The sequence below is a fragment of the Chloroflexota bacterium genome (genome assembly GCA_016219275.1).
Taxonomy (GTDB): domain Bacteria; phylum Chloroflexota; class Anaerolineae; order UBA4142; family UBA4142; genus JACRBM01.
The window spans coordinates 12,789-30,272 of record JACRBM010000086.1 but is presented as its reverse complement, the minus strand read 5'-3'; the positions used below and the strand labels follow the sequence as shown (position 1 = coordinate 30,272).

16 protein-coding genes are annotated in these 17,484 nt (G+C 57.4%); 1 reads left to right on the top strand and 15 read right to left on the bottom strand.

Annotated features, from left to right (window positions below):
* The 15 genes from HY868_22940 to HY868_22870 all read right to left on the bottom strand — a co-directional run bounded on the left by HY868_22940 (window position 1) and on the right by HY868_22870 (window position 16,274).
* Window positions 1–2,097 (bottom strand): hypothetical protein, encoded by a 2,097-nt coding sequence (locus HY868_22940; GenBank protein ID MBI5305007.1) that lies wholly within the window; start codon window positions 2,095–2,097, stop codon window positions 1–3.
* A 78-nt stretch (window positions 2,098–2,175) separates the two neighbouring features.
* Complete coding sequence (locus HY868_22935; GenBank protein MBI5305006.1) at window positions 2,176–2,799, bottom strand: hypothetical protein; 624 nt, start codon at window positions 2,797–2,799, stop codon at window positions 2,176–2,178.
* An 85-nt stretch (window positions 2,800–2,884) separates the two neighbouring features.
* The gene (locus HY868_22930; protein MBI5305005.1) at window positions 2,885–4,159 is read right to left on the bottom strand and encodes an insulinase family protein; all 1,275 of its coding nucleotides are present in this window, start codon (window positions 4,157–4,159) and stop codon (window positions 2,885–2,887) included.
* Window positions 4,156–5,448: an insulinase family protein gene (locus HY868_22925; protein ID MBI5305004.1), complete on the bottom strand. Its 1,293-nt coding sequence runs from the start codon at window positions 5,446–5,448 to the stop codon at window positions 4,156–4,158. Before HY868_22925 ends, HY868_22930 begins: the two co-directional genes overlap by 4 nt.
* A 20-nt stretch (window positions 5,449–5,468) precedes the next feature.
* On the bottom strand, window positions 5,469–5,801 hold the full coding sequence (locus HY868_22920; protein ID MBI5305003.1) for a DUF5615 family PIN-like protein: 333 nt from the start codon (window positions 5,799–5,801) through the stop codon (window positions 5,469–5,471).
* Window positions 5,794–6,123, bottom strand: a complete 330-nt coding sequence (locus HY868_22915) for a DUF433 domain-containing protein (protein MBI5305002.1) — start codon at window positions 6,121–6,123, stop codon at window positions 5,794–5,796. Before HY868_22915 ends, HY868_22920 begins: the two co-directional genes overlap by 8 nt.
* 43 nt (window positions 6,124–6,166) lie before the next feature.
* The gene (gene mdh / locus HY868_22910) at window positions 6,167–7,108 is read right to left on the bottom strand and encodes a malate dehydrogenase (GenBank protein ID MBI5305001.1); all 942 of its coding nucleotides are present in this window, start codon (window positions 7,106–7,108) and stop codon (window positions 6,167–6,169) included.
* Between the two features lie 113 nt (window positions 7,109–7,221).
* Window positions 7,222–7,509: a cupin domain-containing protein gene (locus HY868_22905; GenBank protein ID MBI5305000.1), complete on the bottom strand. Its 288-nt coding sequence runs from the start codon at window positions 7,507–7,509 to the stop codon at window positions 7,222–7,224.
* Between the two features lie 81 nt (window positions 7,510–7,590).
* A complete protein-coding gene (locus HY868_22900; protein MBI5304999.1) occupies window positions 7,591–8,733 on the bottom strand; it encodes a citrate synthase in 1,143 nt (380 codons plus the stop codon).
* Between the two features lie 175 nt (window positions 8,734–8,908).
* Window positions 8,909–10,030 (bottom strand): carotenoid 1,2-hydratase, encoded by a 1,122-nt coding sequence (locus HY868_22895; protein ID MBI5304998.1) that lies wholly within the window; start codon window positions 10,028–10,030, stop codon window positions 8,909–8,911.
* 233 nt (window positions 10,031–10,263) lie between these two features.
* Entirely contained in the window at window positions 10,264–10,761 is a 498-nt protein-coding gene (locus HY868_22890; GenBank protein MBI5304997.1) for a DUF3368 domain-containing protein, read from the bottom strand.
* Window positions 10,748–10,999, bottom strand: a complete 252-nt coding sequence (locus HY868_22885) for a UPF0175 family protein (GenBank protein MBI5304996.1) — start codon at window positions 10,997–10,999, stop codon at window positions 10,748–10,750. Before HY868_22885 ends, HY868_22890 begins: the two co-directional genes overlap by 14 nt.
* Window positions 11,000–11,085: 86 nt before the next feature.
* Window positions 11,086–13,605, bottom strand: coding sequence for an ABC transporter permease (locus HY868_22880; protein ID MBI5304995.1), 2,520 nt, complete (start codon window positions 13,603–13,605; stop codon window positions 11,086–11,088).
* A gap of 111 nt (window positions 13,606–13,716) precedes the next feature.
* Window positions 13,717–15,573 (bottom strand): ABC transporter ATP-binding protein, encoded by a 1,857-nt coding sequence (locus HY868_22875; protein MBI5304994.1) that lies wholly within the window; start codon window positions 15,571–15,573, stop codon window positions 13,717–13,719.
* A complete protein-coding gene (locus HY868_22870; protein MBI5304993.1) occupies window positions 15,570–16,274 on the bottom strand; it encodes an ABC transporter ATP-binding protein in 705 nt (234 codons plus the stop codon). Before HY868_22870 ends, HY868_22875 begins: the two co-directional genes overlap by 4 nt.
* 206 nt (window positions 16,275–16,480) lie before the next feature.
* Here HY868_22870 and HY868_22865 point away from each other — a divergent pair, with 206 nt between their 5' ends.
* Complete coding sequence (locus HY868_22865; GenBank protein MBI5304992.1) at window positions 16,481–17,455, top strand: acetylxylan esterase; 975 nt, start codon at window positions 16,481–16,483, stop codon at window positions 17,453–17,455.
* The last annotated feature ends 29 nt before the right edge of the window (window positions 17,456–17,484 follow it).

Genomic DNA, 17,484 nt, shown 5'->3' with positions numbered 1-17,484 from the left:
TCAATCGGTGCGCGTTTTTTGTTTGGCTTCTTCGGCGTCGCGCTTTCGCAAGCGGCGCAACAATAGCGAATCGGGTTCGTTCTTTTGCTCGCGCCGTTCGCGCCGCACTTCATCCTGGGCTTGCGTGGCTTGGCGCGCCAGGTCTTGCGCTTGCGCGCGCAACTCTTCCGCTTCGCGTTGCGCGGATTCCGCCGCGGCGCGATCCTGCGCGGCTTGCTCGCGGTCGCGTTGCGCTTGTTGGAAACCCAGTTCCGCGTCCACCTGCGCTTCGCGCGCGAGCCGATGTTTTTCTTCGGCTTGGCGCAGCGCGGCTTCCGCCGCTTGGCGGTCCGCTTGCGCCTGCCGCAACGCCTGTTCCGCCGACGCGCGATCTTGCTGGGCTTGGAGGCGGTCCTCGTGCGCGCGCGCCGTCAACGGCTCGGCGACCTCGCGCGATTCCTGGGCGCGACGTTCGCTCTCTTGCGCTTGCGCGAGTCGCCCGGCGGTCTCGCGTTCGAGTTCTTGCGCGCGATAGAGCGCGCGCTCGGCTTCGCGCCGCGCCTGTTCCGCCGCCACGCGTGATTCGCGCGCCTGCTGGCGCGATTCCAACGCCTGAAGGTGTTTGTGTTCCGCATTCGTGAACATCTCATTCACACGCGCGCGTTCACTCTCCAGTTGTTGTCGCGCCAAAGCCAGTTCCTTCTCGGCGCGCGTTCGCCACGTGGCTTGTGTTTGCTCCAATGCCTGTTGCGCTTCGGCTTGTTCGCGCGTGCGTTGTTCGCGTTCCTCTTCCAATTGTGCGCGTAACGCGTTCTGCTCTTGCTCGAATGCTTGACGCGCGTTCGCCAACTCGCGTGCGTGCTGGTCGCGCTCTTTTTGGAGTTGCTCGCGCGCGGCTTGTTTGTCTTGTTCGATCGCTTGCCGCGCTTGCGCCGCTTCGCGCGCGAGTTGCGCCTGTTCGCGCTCTTTTTGCGACCGCCAGTTGCTCTTTTCGGATTCGAACTCGATGCGCGCTTGCGTCCACTCGCGTTCGTGCCGAGCTTGTTCCTGATCCGCCTGGGCGCGCCAATCGGTTTGCTCTTGCTCGAACGCTTGCCGCGCCTGCGTCCACTCGCGCGTGTGCTGGGCTTGCTCGCGTTCCACTTGCGCGTGCCAATCGCTTTGTTCGGTTTGGAAACGCAAGCGGTTCTGTTCTAGTTCAAGCCGGTCCTTTTCGATTTTCTGTCGTTCGGCTTGGGCGCGCGCCATCATAGGTTCGGCAAGGTCGCGCAATTCTTTCGCTTCGTGCAACGCGCGTTCCGCCGCTTGGCGCTCCGCCTCGACCTGGCTTCGCATTTGCTCCGCCGCGCGACGTTCGTTTTCGGCGCGACGCATCAAATCCTCAGCCGCGCGCCGTTTCTCTTCGACGAGAAAACGTTCTTCGACTACCTGGCGCAACGTCTTTTTCGCGGATTGCTGCGCGTCGTCAGCTTGCTCTAAACGGTCTTCCGCCAAGGTAAGTTTTTGTTCGGCGGCGAGTCGTTCTTCGCGTGCTTGTTCGTGTTCCGCCGCGGCTTGTTCCAATTTTTCTTCCGCCGAGGCGTTCCAATCGCCAGCGCGCGCGCTTTCCTCTTCCGCTTTTTTTAACGCGACTTCGGCGGCGTACCGGTCTTCTTCCGCGTCGAGGCGTTCTTCCTCCGCGTTCGTCAGGGCTTGCTCCGCGATCTGGCGCTCTTCTTGCGCCTTCAACCGTTCTTCTTCGACTTGCTTGAGGGTAGCATTCGCGGCGCGCTGCGCTTCCGCCGCGGACTCGCGTTCTTGTTCGGTTTGGTTGAGCAAGTGTTGCAGCGTCGTTTGCTCTTTGCGAACCTGCTCGTACTCCGCGCGTGCTTGGCGCATCGTGTCGTCGGCAAGCCGCAACGCGTCCTCGGCTTTGCGGCGTTCCATCACCGATTGTTGCAACGCGTGCGCCGCCGCCGCGCGTTCGTCCTTGGCTTCTTTGAACCGCGCCTCGGCTTTGCGCCGCGTGGCTTCGGCGGCGCGGTTGGTGGAAAGCGCGATCAAAAACACCACCGCGCCATAAATCAGCGCAATGATGAAAATAATAATCGCCGCGTAATTCTGAATAATCGGCAACATCGTATACCCAGTATAATTCGAACGCGGGTACAAGTCAAAGATGCTCACTCGGTGCGAGTGAGCATCTTGACGACCAATCTATTTTCGCTTTGCTAGCGTAAGCAACCCGATCACCACTCCCGCCGCGATGCCGAAGACGAGCGCGCTGCGCCGGTCGAACATGACGCGCACGTCGCCATGCACCTCGCGCGCAAACAGAAACATCGCGCCGCCGTTCTCCACTTGAATGCGCGGCGCTGCCATGACCATCGCGCCGCCCTGCTGAACATGGATGGATTCGCGCGCGAGCATGTACTGCGCGCCGCCCATCTCAACGCCGATGTTCGTGCCGGTCACCGCCAACGCCGTGCCTTGACTCAACTGCGCGTTCTCCGCTTGCGCTAACATCACCGCGCCTTGTGTAACCGAAACCTCGCTCGCTTCGACGCGCCCGATGCCCCCTTGTTTGACGGTGACAGAATCCGCCTCAACCTGGACGATGCCACCCTGGTTGACCGTCACGTTCTTGGCATCCACTGCGTTCACGCCGCCTTGTGTTACCGTAACCGTATCGGCTTTTTTGATGTCGCGCACGCCGCCATGCCGGATGTTGACCGTATGCGCGCTCACATCGCGCGCGCCGGCATCTTCCAATTCGATGGACTCTTCCTCAAACTTTTCAATTTTTTTGCGCCGAGGCGCGCGTTTCTTTGGTTCGACCATCGTGACTCCTGACTCGCTTGCATGTTTCAGGTTTCGATTTGGTTCTCTGAATACTGAACACTGAAAACTGTTCACTGTTCACTGTTCACTGACTCACTGGACCCGCAATCGTCAGCGCATAGTTTTCGATCTGGACGTGTTTCTGGACTGCCGCAAGAATTTGCTCCGCCGTGATCGCCCGAATGATGCTGGGATAGCGCTGCAAATAATCCAAGCCCAGACTGAACAACTCGATGTCTCCTAGCGTCGCCGCGACCCCATCGTTCGTTTCGAGTCGCAACGCGAGCGAGCCAGTTACAAAATCGCGCGCCTCGTCCAACTCATCCTGGGTCACCGGCTCAGAACGAAAACGCACAATCTCAGCCAGGATGCCGTCCACCGCGCGATCAATGTTTTTGGGATTGACGCCGGCGCGCACCGCCCACGGTCCTGCGCCGATATTCGCTTCGAGTCCGCTGAACACATAGTACGCCAGCCCTTGCTTGTCGCGCACGTTCGCGCCGAGTCGTCCGTACAAACCGAGCCGTCCAAAAATCAAATCGCCGATACTGAGCGCGTAGTAATCGGGATCGGTGCGGCGGATGCCGGCATGACCCAGCACAAGATCGGCTTGCATTTTTCCGGCGAGCGCCGAAACCTTGCGCGCGTTCTGCTTCAGCGGAGGAACATCGGGCAAGGTGTGTTCCGCCGGTTTGCCGCGTGTGCGCCACTTGCCCAACGCGCGTTCGATCTTGGCAATCGCATCGCCCGCGCGCACATCGCCGACAATCACGATTGTCGTTACATCGGGACGAAAATAGCGCGCATGAAAATCGCTCAAGTCGGCGAGCGTTAAGCGTTTGACCGTCTCTGCCCTGCCATCGGATAAACGATGGTACGGATGCGTCTTGGGATAGCACAACGCGCGAAACTCGCGGTACGCCACGTGATGCGTGTCGTCGTCCGCTTCTTTGAGGTCGGCAAGTAATTCCTGGCGCAATTTTTCGGTTTCGACTTTTGGAAAGACCGGATGCATCAACACATCGGCGGCGAGGTTGAGCAAGTGATCGAAATCTTCGACGAGCGATTTGCCGCTAAAGCCAATCGTCTCCATCCCCGCGCCCACGCCGAACGACATACCCCGCCGATCGAGTTCTTCGTTCAATTTTTGAAAGGTGCGTTTGCGCGTGCCCCGTTGGAGCGCGGCGGTCGCGAAATGCGCGAGACCCGAAGTCTTGTCCGTGTCGTACAGTCCACCCGCGCGCAAACGACCGCGCAGTGTTACCGATGCGTTGTTCGGATTATCGCGCACCAAAATCGTCAAGCCGTTATCGAGCGTGACCCGCGTGATCGTTTCGGGAGTAATGGGAAGTGTGGTCATCGTCCTCTCCCTGGTTTGCCATTCGCCGGCTCGAACCAACCAACCGTACGATTCGTCGCGATCAAATATTTTTGCGCGACGCGTTGCACATCCGCTTTTGTTACTTGCATCAGATTGTCCAAAAACGTTTCGTACATTTGGTACGACGCGACGATTTCCAGCATCCCAAGCCAATAGCCCATATTCATCACGCCGTCCGTCGCGTACACAAACTGGGACTTGACCTGCTTGATCACCGTGGCAAGCTCGGACTCGCTGATCGGCTTGTGCGCGATTTTGTCCAATTCCGCAAAGATCGCGGCTTCGACTTTGCGGATCGGCACACCTGGGCGTACCGTCGCCGATAGGTCAATCGTACCTGGGTCAATCGTCGCGCGAAAACCGCAATCCACATCCGTCGCGAGTCCGGTTTCGACGAGCGCGCGATACAAACGCGATGAACGTCCTGGACTACTGTGTCCCGAAAAACTCATCCCGCCCACGCCCGCGAGCACACCCGCCATAACAAACGCGGGGAGAAAATCAGGATCGGTTGCGCGCGGACCGTGATACGCCGCGAGGAAATAACTCGTCGCGCCGGGACGGCGCAACAACACGCGGCGTTCGCCTTCTTGCGGCGGCTCGACCATTGTGACGGACGGCGCGTCCTTGCCGCGCGGCAGGTTGCCGAACGCGTCCGCGATTTTCTGAAGCATCTCGTCCGCGTCGAAATCGCCGACCGCGACGATGACCGCGTTGTTTGGCGCGTAAAATGTTTTGTAGTGATGGTAGAGATCGTCGCGGGTCATCGTTTCGAGATCGGTCTTCCAACCGATCGTGTCGTGATGATACGGATGCACCTTGTACGCCGCCGCGCCCACTTCTTCGGCGAGCCAAAACCGCGGCTCGTTCTCCGCGCCTTCGCGTTCGGAGATGATGACGGTGCGCTCGCTCGCGACCTCGGTGGGGTCGAACAATGAATTGACCATACGATCCGCTTCAATCCGCAGCGCGAGGTCAATGCGGTCGCTCGGCAAGGTTTCATAGTACGCGGTGAAATCGGTCCACGTAAACGCGTTATCCGATCCACCGTTGCGATTGACGAGACGCATGATCTCGCCTTTGCCCAGCGTCGGCGTACCCTTGAACATCATGTGCTCGACCCAGTGCGAAACGCCGGTGATGCCGGGCACTTCGTTGCGCGAGCCGACGCGATACCACACCCAAAAGGTCGCCACCGGCGCGGTGCGTACCGATTTGAGCAGAATTTTCAAGCCGTTATCGAGACACTCTTCGCGGATGTTATTCATCCATCATCCTCCGGACGTTCTTACCAATGCTCAACGTGATTGACCATATCACCAGGCGACATTGCTCCACAAATCAGTGTCAACGCGTCAAGCATTTCGCCGATACGTCTGTCCTCTTCAAAGTACACAATCCCGAAATGGGACATGCTTTTCTGATCCATTCCCAGGAAATCGCTGTCTTTTGTAACAAGCACGCGCCGTTCTTGTTCCGCAAACTGCCAATGTTCAAGATCAGTTGCCTTACGCAAGCCAACATCCTGGGCACGCACAACATCAATACCGCGACGACGAAGCGCGACAGCAAGCGCCCTGGGCATGTGCTCATCGAGATAAAATCGAATCGGATCAGCCACGCAGCGTCTTTATCCTGTCTTGCAATTTCGATGGGTGGCGTTTTTTGGATTGCTCGACAATTTTTTTATCGCGTTCCCAATCGCGTCGAATTTCCTTGATGTGGTCGTAATAGTACGCCAATGCCGCGTGAATCTCTGCTAATGTCAGATCGAATTGGTCTGCGATCTCATCCGGCGACATTGCCATTGTTTCATGCCAGATGACGACATCCTGCACGCGAATCCGGTGACCGTCAATGCGCGGACGTCCACCCGCAATTCCCGGCGTCTTGACAATGTATGGTTTTTTCTCTTTTAACGCAATCGCGTTCCGCACCACCATCTTTGCCTCACGAACAGAACTCACAATTCTGAATTCTGAATTCCTAAATTCCCATCACCTTGTTCAACGCGCGCACCGCTTCGCCGGATTTTTGCAAGAGCGCCAGCTCGTCGGCGTTGAGATTCAACTTGACGATTTCCTCGATGCCTTGCGCGCCCAGGCGCACAGGGACGCCGGCGTACACGCCGTTGATGCCGTACTCGCCTTCGAGGTACGCAATGCACGGTAAAATCTTTTTCTTGTCGTACACAATCGCGTCCACCATTTCGGCGACCGCCGCGCTCGGCGCGTAGAACGCCGACCCAGTCTTGAGCAAGTTCACGACTTCAGCGCCGCCATCGCGCGTGCGTTTGACGAGCGCATCAATCTTTTCTTTCGATAACAACTCGGTGATCGGCACACCGGCGACCGTTGTGTAACGCGGGAGCGGGACCATTTGATCGCCGTGCGCGCCCAGGACGTACGCGTCCACGTTTTGCACCGACACGCCCAGTTCCATCGCGACGAACGTGCGAAAGCGCGCGCTGTCGAGCACGCCGGCTTGACCGATGACGCGATGCTTGGGGAATTTGGTCATGTGCCAAATCAATTGCGTCATCGCGTCCACCGGATTCGTCACGATGATGACGATGGCGTTCGGCGCGTGCTTGGCGATTTGCTCGCCCCAACCGCCGACGATTTTCTGATTCGTGAGAATCAAATCGTCGCGGCTCATCCCAGGTTTGCGCGCGATGCCCGCCGTCATCACGACGATATCCGAGTTCGCGATTTTTTCGTACCCGACGCCGTCTTTCACCGTGACGCCGGAAACGTTCACGTCGTAGCCAACGATCGGTCCCGCTTCCGCCAAGTCAAGCGCCTTGCCTTCCGCGACAAACTCGACGACGTCCGCGAGCACCACATCCGCGTAATTTCGTTCCGCCAATCGTTGCGCGGTCGTCGCGCCGACAAAGCCCGCGCCGACGACCGTAATTTTCCTTCGCATGTATTCCTCCAGGATTTTGCAAGATGACCACCAAGACACACACGCGCCAAGAGGTCCTCTTCGCGCGCGCGCGCCTTGGTGGTAAATTGAAGCAGGTTCGAACGCGCGAGTGGTTACGCGTTCATGCGCACCACAGGTTTTTTGCGATGCGTATGGTCTTGATGATGACCGGCAAGATAAACGACCGGCTCATCCCCATCCACGTCTGCCCAGTGCGGCAAATCGCCGGGAATTTCTAAACGATCGCCGGGTTGAAGGATGATTTCTTCGTCAGCTTCCGGCAATCCAACGCGCATGCGTCCGCTCACCACGACGCGCACTTCGGCGTACTCATGCGCGTGAAGCGGGTATACGGTGCCCGCCGGATCGCTCCATTCCGAAACCGTCCATCCTTCACCCATTAGCGCACTCCGCAGTGCTTCGAGAGACGGCGATGTCTCTTGATTCCAACGGGTTAGTCGAAGTGTCAATGCGCTGCTCTCTTATCGCTGTTCAATTGGCGCATAGTGTTGGTCGTGTGGACCGACGTACAGCGATTCAGGACGCATGATGCGATTGTCCATCAGTTGCTCCATCACATGCGCCGTCCATCCTGCCACGCGACTGATCGCGAAAATCGGCGTGAACAAATCAACCGGAATTCCCAGCGTATAGTACACCGATGCGGAGTAAAAATCTACATTGACGTAGATGTTGGGACGCTCGCGCGCCATCACCTCGCGCATCTTTTCCGACATCTCCCACCATTTATGATTGCCTGTGTGCTCGGCGAGGTCGCCCGCGATGCGGCGAAGTTGCAACGCGCGCGGATCGTTCGTCTTGTAAATCCGATGACCGAAACCGGGAATCTTGCCCTTGTGCGCGAGCTGAGACATGATGTATGGCTCAACTTTGGATACATCGCCCAACTGCAAGAGCACTTTCATCACCGCTTCGTTCGCGCCGCCATGCAACGGTCCTTTGAGGGCGCCAATCGCGCCGCTGATTGCCGAGTACATATCCGACTCGGTCGAAGCGATCGCGCGCGCGACAAACGTGGACGCGTTCAGTCCGTGATCCATGTGCAGGATCAATGCGATGTCGAGCACGCGCGCGACCTGGGACGAAGGTTCCTTGCCATCGAGCATGTACAGAAAATTCGCCGCGTGCGAAAGATCGGCGCGCGGCGCGATGGGTTTGCGCCCGCTGCGGATGTTGTGCCACGCGGCGACGATCGTCGGCATCTGCGCGCTGAGGCGAATAGACTTGCGGACATTCGCCGACACCGAATTCGACGCGCCGTCCGGATCGTGCAAACCCAGCACCGAGACAACGGTACGCAGAACATCCATCGTGGAGGTATGGCGGGGATACAGTTCCATCCCTTCAATGACTTCGTGCGGCAGAGGGCGCGCAACGATAAACTTGCGCGTCAGTTTGTCGAGTAGTTCGCGTGTGGGGAGAATACCGTACCAAAGTAGATCAACAGTTTCTTCAAACGTAGATTTTTCAGCGAGATCGTTGATGTTGAATCCACGATACGCTAGGATTCCATCGCTTCCGCGCACTTCGCTCAGCGAAGTGGCAGCGGCATAAATACCCTCCAAACCTTTGGCAACCTGCGGTGTTGCGCTTGCTTCAGTCATCGTATCTCCTTTGGATTCTGAGGTTCGCGCCGAGATTATAGTCTGCTCGTCTGGATTTGTCAACGACTCGGCGTTTCATTCGATTAGATGCATGATGCACGCGGACGTGACAGCGCCGGCTTTTACTTTGGTTGTATGCGTCGGACGCATGCCGGGATCATCGTAATCGCCCGATTCACTGTTTACCGACATACCCGGTCATCTCGACAAACCCCTTGCCGTTCACTGGCGCGCCGCGCGATTGTCCGTTGATTTCGACCGCGCCTTCCCAATAGGTGATCGAAACATTCATCTCTTGATCCGCGATGTACGGTTTCAATTCCAGTCGAATGTTTGCCGATGGAACCGCGATAGTCCAGCGCGCCGGATACGTCGCGCGCGATTTCGGACTCGTCCACTTGTCTTGCACATGAATGTCGAATTGATCGCGCGTCAATCGTCGCGTCGTGCCATCAGGTTCGACGAGTGTGCCGGACGAAAGCGGCTCGATGCTTCCATCCTTCTGTCGAATCTGGAACAGCATCAATTCACGATTGTCGCTCAGTTGAATCGAAAACCAATCCCAGCCAACCGCGTTCTCGCCGAGCACTGCGGTGCTCCATTCGTGATCCATCCACGAAGTACCGGTAACTGTTAACTGTTCACTGTTCACTGTTATTGTTCCGCTCGTTTCGAGTCGCGTAAACGAAACATAGTACGACGCGTTCCCGGCATCCGCCGATTTCTGTGACAAGCCGCGATCACCTTGTAGAACCAGCGGCTTCTGCGATGCGAGCATGAGATTAAGAACGCGTCCTTCGTCTTCGGCGAATAATTGCACGCGTGAGCCGTCATCCGGTAGAGACGTTGCGTGCAACGTCTCTACATTCCAATTCTCGATCCACACGCGGAACGGATTGCCGCTCGCGCCCGCGAGTCCCGCCGCGCCGCGACTGAATCGTTCGGTCGCGGTGTGCTGATTATTCTTGACATCGGTGAGCGCAAAGTGTGCGAAATAGATTTGATTCGTGCCCCAATCCGATGCGCGGGCGTTCGCGGTTGACGAGATTGCGCGGCGAAAGAAGGTGAGTTGATAACCAAATCGTCGCCCATCGTTCGCTTGGAGATTCCCAGTATAGTACCACCACTCGGTTTGAAATTCCGGATGCGGACCGTGATCGTCCGGGAATTTGAAATCGCGCGCACGATCCGCGCGCGCGTAACCGGCAATGTCAGTACTCGCCTGCAAGCCGACGACAGATGCGGTGACTTGGGGAGATGGCTGGGAGGTGAGGAGTATGAAAACGAGACCAGTCACACCAAGGATTACCAAAACAATCAACACATTACGCTTCATTTGATCGTCCCCCAAAAATCCAGCACAAAGCGCACGCGACCTCCTCTTCCTTGAACATTCCACGCGGAGGAACAACGGTTACCATCAGATTAATCGGACAAAACTTTCGTAGCCCATGAAACAGAAATCGCGCAGGTGACGGGATATCCTCCAGTCTCGCGCGATTTTTTCGTTTAACAGTGACGGTTCCGGGGCTATGATTTCTCATTTGCCTCGTCAAGTATCTCAGCATAAAGATCATCGCCGATAAAGAATCCTGCATCTCGTCGCAGCGTTTCCATCGCGTCTTTAACGGAGGCTAAATCCCCACTACGTTTCGCGCGCAAAAGAATACCGAGCACTCCCACTGGTTGCAAGCCCATCGCTTTGGCTTTGGCGCGTCCATCATGCTCATCCATCAGAATCACACGAGTTTTTTGTTCAAGTGCGAGCACAATCGCGGCAGATTCGCCCCGATCCAATTCTAGCGCGAGCGCACGAAACAAATCGTCGTCCTCGATCTGAATTTCGCGCATCCACCAATCTGCGAGTGATTGTCGAATAATCTCCGTGCCTGCCAAATCGGTCTCAGTCTTGAGTTCCGCCCGTACTTCTTTGGGAATCAAGATTTGCCCGAACTGAATCTTGAGCAAGTCCAATTTTCCAATAATCGCGAGACTGAGAATCGGCGACGTGTTGCTAACTGCGGGCATAGCTCACATCGTCTTGTAAATCTTCAGCGGAATAGTGACGCGGGATGCCGCGCTTGCCCAATAGCAAACCGAATTCATATTTGTTCAAGTTCGCCAACTCGCGCGCTTTGCCGAATGAGAGAATTCCCCGGGCATACAAGGCGCAAGCCAGTTCGACCATCAATTGTTCTTTTTGATTTTGTTGCGAGAGGCGCATCGCCTCTGCAATCGAATCTGGAATTTCAAGTTGGATACTCATTACGTTACACTCCTTCCCACACCTTGATTATACACGAATTTCCAACTCTTGACGAACATTGTTCACTGTTCACTGTTCACTGCCCACTACTCCTCCCTCAACGCGTCCGCGACCTGCAAGCGACCCAGCCGCACCATCGGGTACACCGCGGCGAGCAACGCGGCGACAATCGAAACGACCAACGCTTGCGCGTACACTTCGGGAACTGGCTCGAAGAAAATCGTCCAGCCGAACGAACGCAAGTTGATCACGTAAATCAAAATCGCCGAGAGCACCAAGCCGGTCGGTATCGCGAGCACGCCCGCCGTCGCACCCATCAACCCGCTTTCCAGCAACGTCAGCCGCCACAACTGATCGAGCGTCATTCCCGTCGCGCGCAGGGTGCCGAGTTCGCGCGTGCGTTCGAGTTGCAACGCCATCAGCGCGCCAAGCACGCCGATGAACGCGACGAAAATCGCGATGACGCGCAACGCGGCGGTGATCGCAAACGTGCGATCAAAAATCACGAGCGCCGCCTCGCGCAGAGATTTGTTGCTTTGCACAACCACTTGGGCGTCGCCCAACGCCGCGCGAATCGTGTCCTCGATTTGATCCGTGTTCGCCTCGCGCGGCAGATACACACCAATCGCCGAAATACTCGGATCGTTCCAAAAGTTGCGATACACTCCCAGCGACATTAAAACCAAGCCCTGGTCGGACGAGTAATCGAAAAAGATCGCGGCGATGAGAAAGGGTTGCGCGCCGTGATCGGTCTGCAACGTGATGTGATCGCCGACCTGGACGCGGAAACGATTCGCAAACGGCTCGCTCACAAACACGCTGCCTTGCTTCCACTCGTCACGCGCGTTCGGACGATTCGTTTTCAGCACGCGATTTTGCGCGGTGGACGCCGCGATGAGCCGCACCTGTCCCAGGTCGGGCGAGTACGCGTTGACATCGCGCACCGTCTCGACACGCGCACTGCCGCTGACGCCGCGCACTTTTTCGACGAGCGCGGGATCAAGCGCGTTGCTACGATTCGCGCCAACGATTGGCGGCGAGATGTAAATGTCGGCAGTGAGCGTTTCGTCGAGCCAGTGCACGACCGTCGTGCGAAACGATTCGATCATCACCGTGACGCCAATCACGACCGACACGGCGACCATCAGCGCGGCAATCGCGACCGAGGTGCGGCTCAACGCTTGCGTGACCGTGCGCGCCGCCATCCGCACGAGCAAGTTGAATCGTCCCAGGGTTCGCGTCGCGCCGCGCATTAACAGAATTGTGAAAAGCGGCGCGCCGAGCGTCACGCCAAACAACGCGATAAAAATTCCGAGGAACGACGCGGTCACGCTGTTCGTAATGAGAATCAAGATCAACGCGCCAACGCCGGTCAACGCGATGCCGCCAAACGTAATCGCGGGCACATTGCGCCGCACGCGCGATTCGAGATCGGAACGTTGCAACACGGTCACGGCTGGAACATTCGCGGCTTCGGCGGCGGGCAACGCGGCGGCAAGAATCGCGGAAAAAATTCCAAGCAACATCCCCTTGACAATCGAAAACGCATCCACGTCCACATCGCGCACGGTCACGGAAAAGTACAAATCGTTGATCGTCTGCGTCACGAGCGCGACCGTGAGTCGTCCCAGCACAATGCCGAGCGCGATGCCAATGATCGCGCCGATGACGCCGCTGACGGCGGCTTCGCTCAAGATCATGCCGAAAATTTGGCGACCCGTGACGCCGACGCATCGCAAAATTCCCAGGACGCGCCGACGTTGCACAACCGAAAAAAGCGTCGTGTTATAAATCAAAAACATGCCGACGACGAGCGCGAGCAAACTGAACGCGGTGAGATTGAGTTGAAACGCGGCGGTCAATTGCGCAACCGTGTTCGCTTGTTCCGATGCTGGGACAATGCGTAGATCACTCGGCAGTTTTGCCGCGATGGATTTCACCATCGCCTCATCCGCGATCAAATCAATGCGCGAGAGTTTGCCGCGCAGATCGAACAATTCTTGCGCGGTCGAAATGTCCGCGAGCAGCAAACCATCGAGCGCGCGCGCGGACACGTCGTTCGGCGGACGTAATAAGCCAATGCTCGTGACGCGTTTTTCGCGCGTGCCGATGACGAGCGTGAGCGTGTCGCCGATGTTGAGATGCGCGCGTTCCGCCGTCGCGGTGCTCAACAGAACCGCGTTCGGTTGCGTAAAGAACGCGGACAACGCGTCGAATCCGATTTGTTGCGTGGACGCGGTGAGGTAGGTGCGAAACGGCGCTTCGGCAAAAATATCCACGCCGAGCACGTGCAACACTTGTCCGCCCAATTCTTTCGCGCCCGCGTACCCTTCGACGACCGGCGCAGTCAAACGATTCGCTTGTGCGACGCGCAAATCGCGATAGACGCGTTCGTCCACACCGTCGCTTCCACCGACGATTTGATGCGTCGCTTTGCCGACGACCGCGTCCGTCGAAAGTTTGAACGCGCGCGACGCGCTCGCGTTCGCCAAGTCCACCGCCACGACGACCGCGACACCAAGCGCGACCGAGAGAATGACGAGCAGAGTCATCCAGGGTCGGCGCAGTTGATCGCGTATGGCAGTTTTGAATAATGTTAGTTGCATCGTTGGTTAGTTGAATCGTTGCCTAGTTGCTCCGCGCAATGGAGGCGAGCGTTTACGCGGTATTGTGTGTGCGTCATACAATTCATCCCATTACCATTTACCAATTACGATTTACCTGTACGATTCCGCTTGCAAGTTGAACAAGCGCGCGTACGTCCCGCCGCGCGCGAGCAGATCGGAATGGGAACCTTGTTCGGAAATGTGTCCTTGCTCGACGACAAAAATGCGATCCGCCATGCGCACCGTCGAAAAACGGTGACTGATAATCACGGCAGTCTTGTCGCTCGTGAGTTCACGAAATTGCTCGAACACCTTCAACTCATTTTCCGCATCGAGCGCGGCGGTCGGCTCGTCGAGCACGAGCATTTCGCAATCGCGCATGAACGCGCGCGCGAGCGCGATCTTTTGCCACTCGCCGCCGGACAAATCGCGTCCCTTGTTGAACCAGCGACCCAGCATCGTCTCATAGCCCTCCGGCAGCGCGGCGATCAATGGATGCGCGCCGCTTTTCTCTGCCGCGCTCACGATGCGCGGTCGTTCATCCAAATCTTCGATCTGCCCAAAGCCCACATTCTCCGCCGCGCTCAAATGATACCGCACGAAATCTTGAAAGATCACGCCGATACGCTGGCGCAATTCGCGCAGATCGTACTCGCGCAAATCCACACCGTCGAGCAAAATCGCGCCTTCGGTCGGATCGTACAAGCGCGTGAGCAATTTGATCAGCGTCGTCTTACCCGCGCCGTTCGGACCAACGAGCGCGATTTTTTCGCGCGGGCAAATCTTCAAGTTGACGTTGCGCAACGCCCAGCCCGTTTGCCCGACGTACTGAAATCCCACGTTGCGAAATTCGATGCCCTGTTGAATTTTGCGCGGCACACGCGCGGGACGTGTCGCAATCGTCATCTGCGGCGTGAGCGCGAGAAACGCGAACAGGTTGCTCATGAACAAACCGTTCTCGTACAATTCACTCAGTCCATAGAAAATCGCTTCGAAGGTGCTTTGGCTACTGCGAAAAATTCCCAGGTACAGCGTCATATCGCCGAGCGTGATTTCGCCGCTGACCGCGCGCCACACGATCCACGCGTACGCGCCATAGTACGAGAGCGTCGCGAGCAAACCGAAGCCAACCGACGCGAAACTGCGCCCCTGCGCGATGGCTTGGTCTTGCTTCAAAAATTTCCAAAAGAGTTTTGCATACCGCGCAAGCAACGGTTCACCCAAGCCAAACAGTTTCACTTCTTTGACCGCGTCGTAATCGGTCAACAAATGTTCGAGATAGTTGAGTTGCCGCGCTTCGGGCGCGCGCCAGGACAATACGCGGAAACTCAGTTCGGCATAGCGACTCTGAAAGATGAACGCGGGAATCGTCGCGATGAAAAGAATGAGCGCGAGCCAGGGACTGAAACGAAATAGCAATGCGCCGAACGACAGCAACGTAATAACACTTTGCACGAGATAAAAACTGCCGTTCGCGATTTGCAGTCCGCGCCAATCCGCTTCGCGGCGCGCGTTTTGGAGTTTGTCATAGTACTCGGCATTCTCGAAATGCGTCAAATCCAATTCGAGCGCCTTGCGAATGATGCGCGTGTTGATCGCGAGATTCATCCGCGAGTGCAGAACGTGCTCCGCGAATGTGCGCGCTTGACCGTTGACCGCTTGCAAAACGACCAAGACAAATTCCGCCGCGAGCAACGGCGCGATTGCCTGCAAGCCGGCTTCTGCGCCGGCGCGAGTGTTGATCGCGTCCACGACCGCGTCCACGATCAACTTGCCGACCCACGCCTGGCTCGCGGGTAACATCGCGCCAACCAGCGTGCAACCTAGCATCGCGAGCGCGGACGGACGATGCGATTCCCAGACCAAGCCGAACGCGCGGCGCACATTGATCGCCGCGTCCTTGATGTTGCCGCGGTGCTCGTTGAGCCAGCGCGTCCAACGATTTGTCAGTCCAAGTGATTCACTCATACTGCGTGTTTGCCATTCCTCTCTTCAACCAATCGCCCATGATCGAGCCGCAGCACGCGATCCGCGCGCGCGGCGACATCAAGCGAGTGCGTCACCATCACCAATGTTTTGCTGTGCTCACGCGCGAGCCGCGTCAACAAATCCAGAACCTTGACGCCGGTGTCCGCATCGAGATTGCCGGTCGGCTCATCGGCGAGAATCAGCGCGGGATCGGCACACAGGGCGCGCGCAATCGCAACGCGTTGTTGCTCGCCGCCGGAGAGTTTGTCCGGAAAAACCTGGGCGCGGTCGAGCAAACCGACCGCATCGAGTAATTCGTTCGCGCGCGTGAGAGCTTCTTTTTCTTTCCATCCGTTCAACTCGGCGGTCAGCAACACATTTTCGCGCACGCGCAGCGTCGGAATCAAATTGAAAAATTGAAACACAAAGCCGATGTGATCGCGGCGAAACAGCGTACGCGCACGGTCGTCCAGCGCGCTGATGCGCGCGTCGCCGATCCAAATATCGCCGGCTGTTGGCACATCCAACCCGGCAAGCAAATTCAACAGCGTACTCTTGCCGCTACCGCTACGTCCAACCATCGCGACAAATTCGCCGCGCGCGATGTGCGCGTTCAAATCGCACAACACCGCGCGGCGTTTCTCGCCTTCCTGAAATTCCTTGCTCACGTTTTCGAATCGAATGTGATGCAATGATGTCATTCAAGACTCCGCGTTGAAAAATACAAAATGCGTATCAAGTATTGCGTTTTGCGTGATGCCATCCGCCATTCGCCATCCGCAATCCGGAATACTGATTATACCCGAATCTCACATCTGTCAACTGATTCAACGACAAGTCAAATAAAATTCTTGCGTTTCCTCCGCAATCGCTTATAATGCGCTCAATTCACAAGGAGCAATCCCCGATGGCATATTTTGATCTCGCGCTAGAAGAATTACAAATTTACAAACCGCCGCGCGTCGAGCCGAATGATTTCGACGCGTTCTGGCAAACGACGCTCGCGGAATCGCGCGCGCATCCGCTCGACGCGCGTTTTGTGCCCGCCGATTTTGGTCTGCGCGCAATCGAGTCGTTCGATGTGACCTTCAATGGGTACGCCGGTCAACCGATCAAGGGCTGGCTACTTTTGCCGCGCGAACGTAAAGGCGCGTTACCGTGCGTCGTCGAGTACCTCGGCTACGGCGGCGGACGCGGTTTTCCAACTCAGTGGCTCGTCTACGCGAGCGCGGGGTACGCGCATTTCGTGATGGATACACGCGGGCAAGGGAGCGGCTGGCTCAACGGCGACACGCCTGATCTCGAAGCGGACGGCAGCAATCCGCAATTTCCTGGGTTCATGACGCGCGGCGTGCTCAATCCGAACACGTACTATTATCGCCGCGTGTTCAGCGACGCCGTGCGCGCGATTGAAGCCGCGCGCAGTCATCCCGCGGTGGACGCAACGCGCATCGCGGTCACCGGCACGAGTCAAGGCGGCGGCATCACGCTCGCGATGGGCGCGCTCGAACCGACCGTGCAAATCGTGATGCCCGATGTGCCGTTCCTCTGTCACTATCGTCGCGCGACCAAATTGATTGACACCGCGCCGTACAGCGAGATCGTCAACTTTTGCAAAACGCATCGCGACAAAACTGAAACCGTTTTTCACACGCTCGCGTACTTCGACGGAGTGAACTTTGCCGCGCGCGCGACCGCGCCGGCGTTGTTCAGCGTCGGCTTGCGCGATGACATCTGCCCGCCCTCGACCGTGTACGCCGCGTACAATCACTACGTCGGCGCGAAACAAATTCGCGTGTACGAGTTCAATCAACACGATGGGGGCGGAGCATACCAGGTCTTGGAACGACTGCGCTTTTTGCGCGAGGCGTGGAATGCGTAACCCCACCCTCCCCTCCCCTTGGCAAGGGG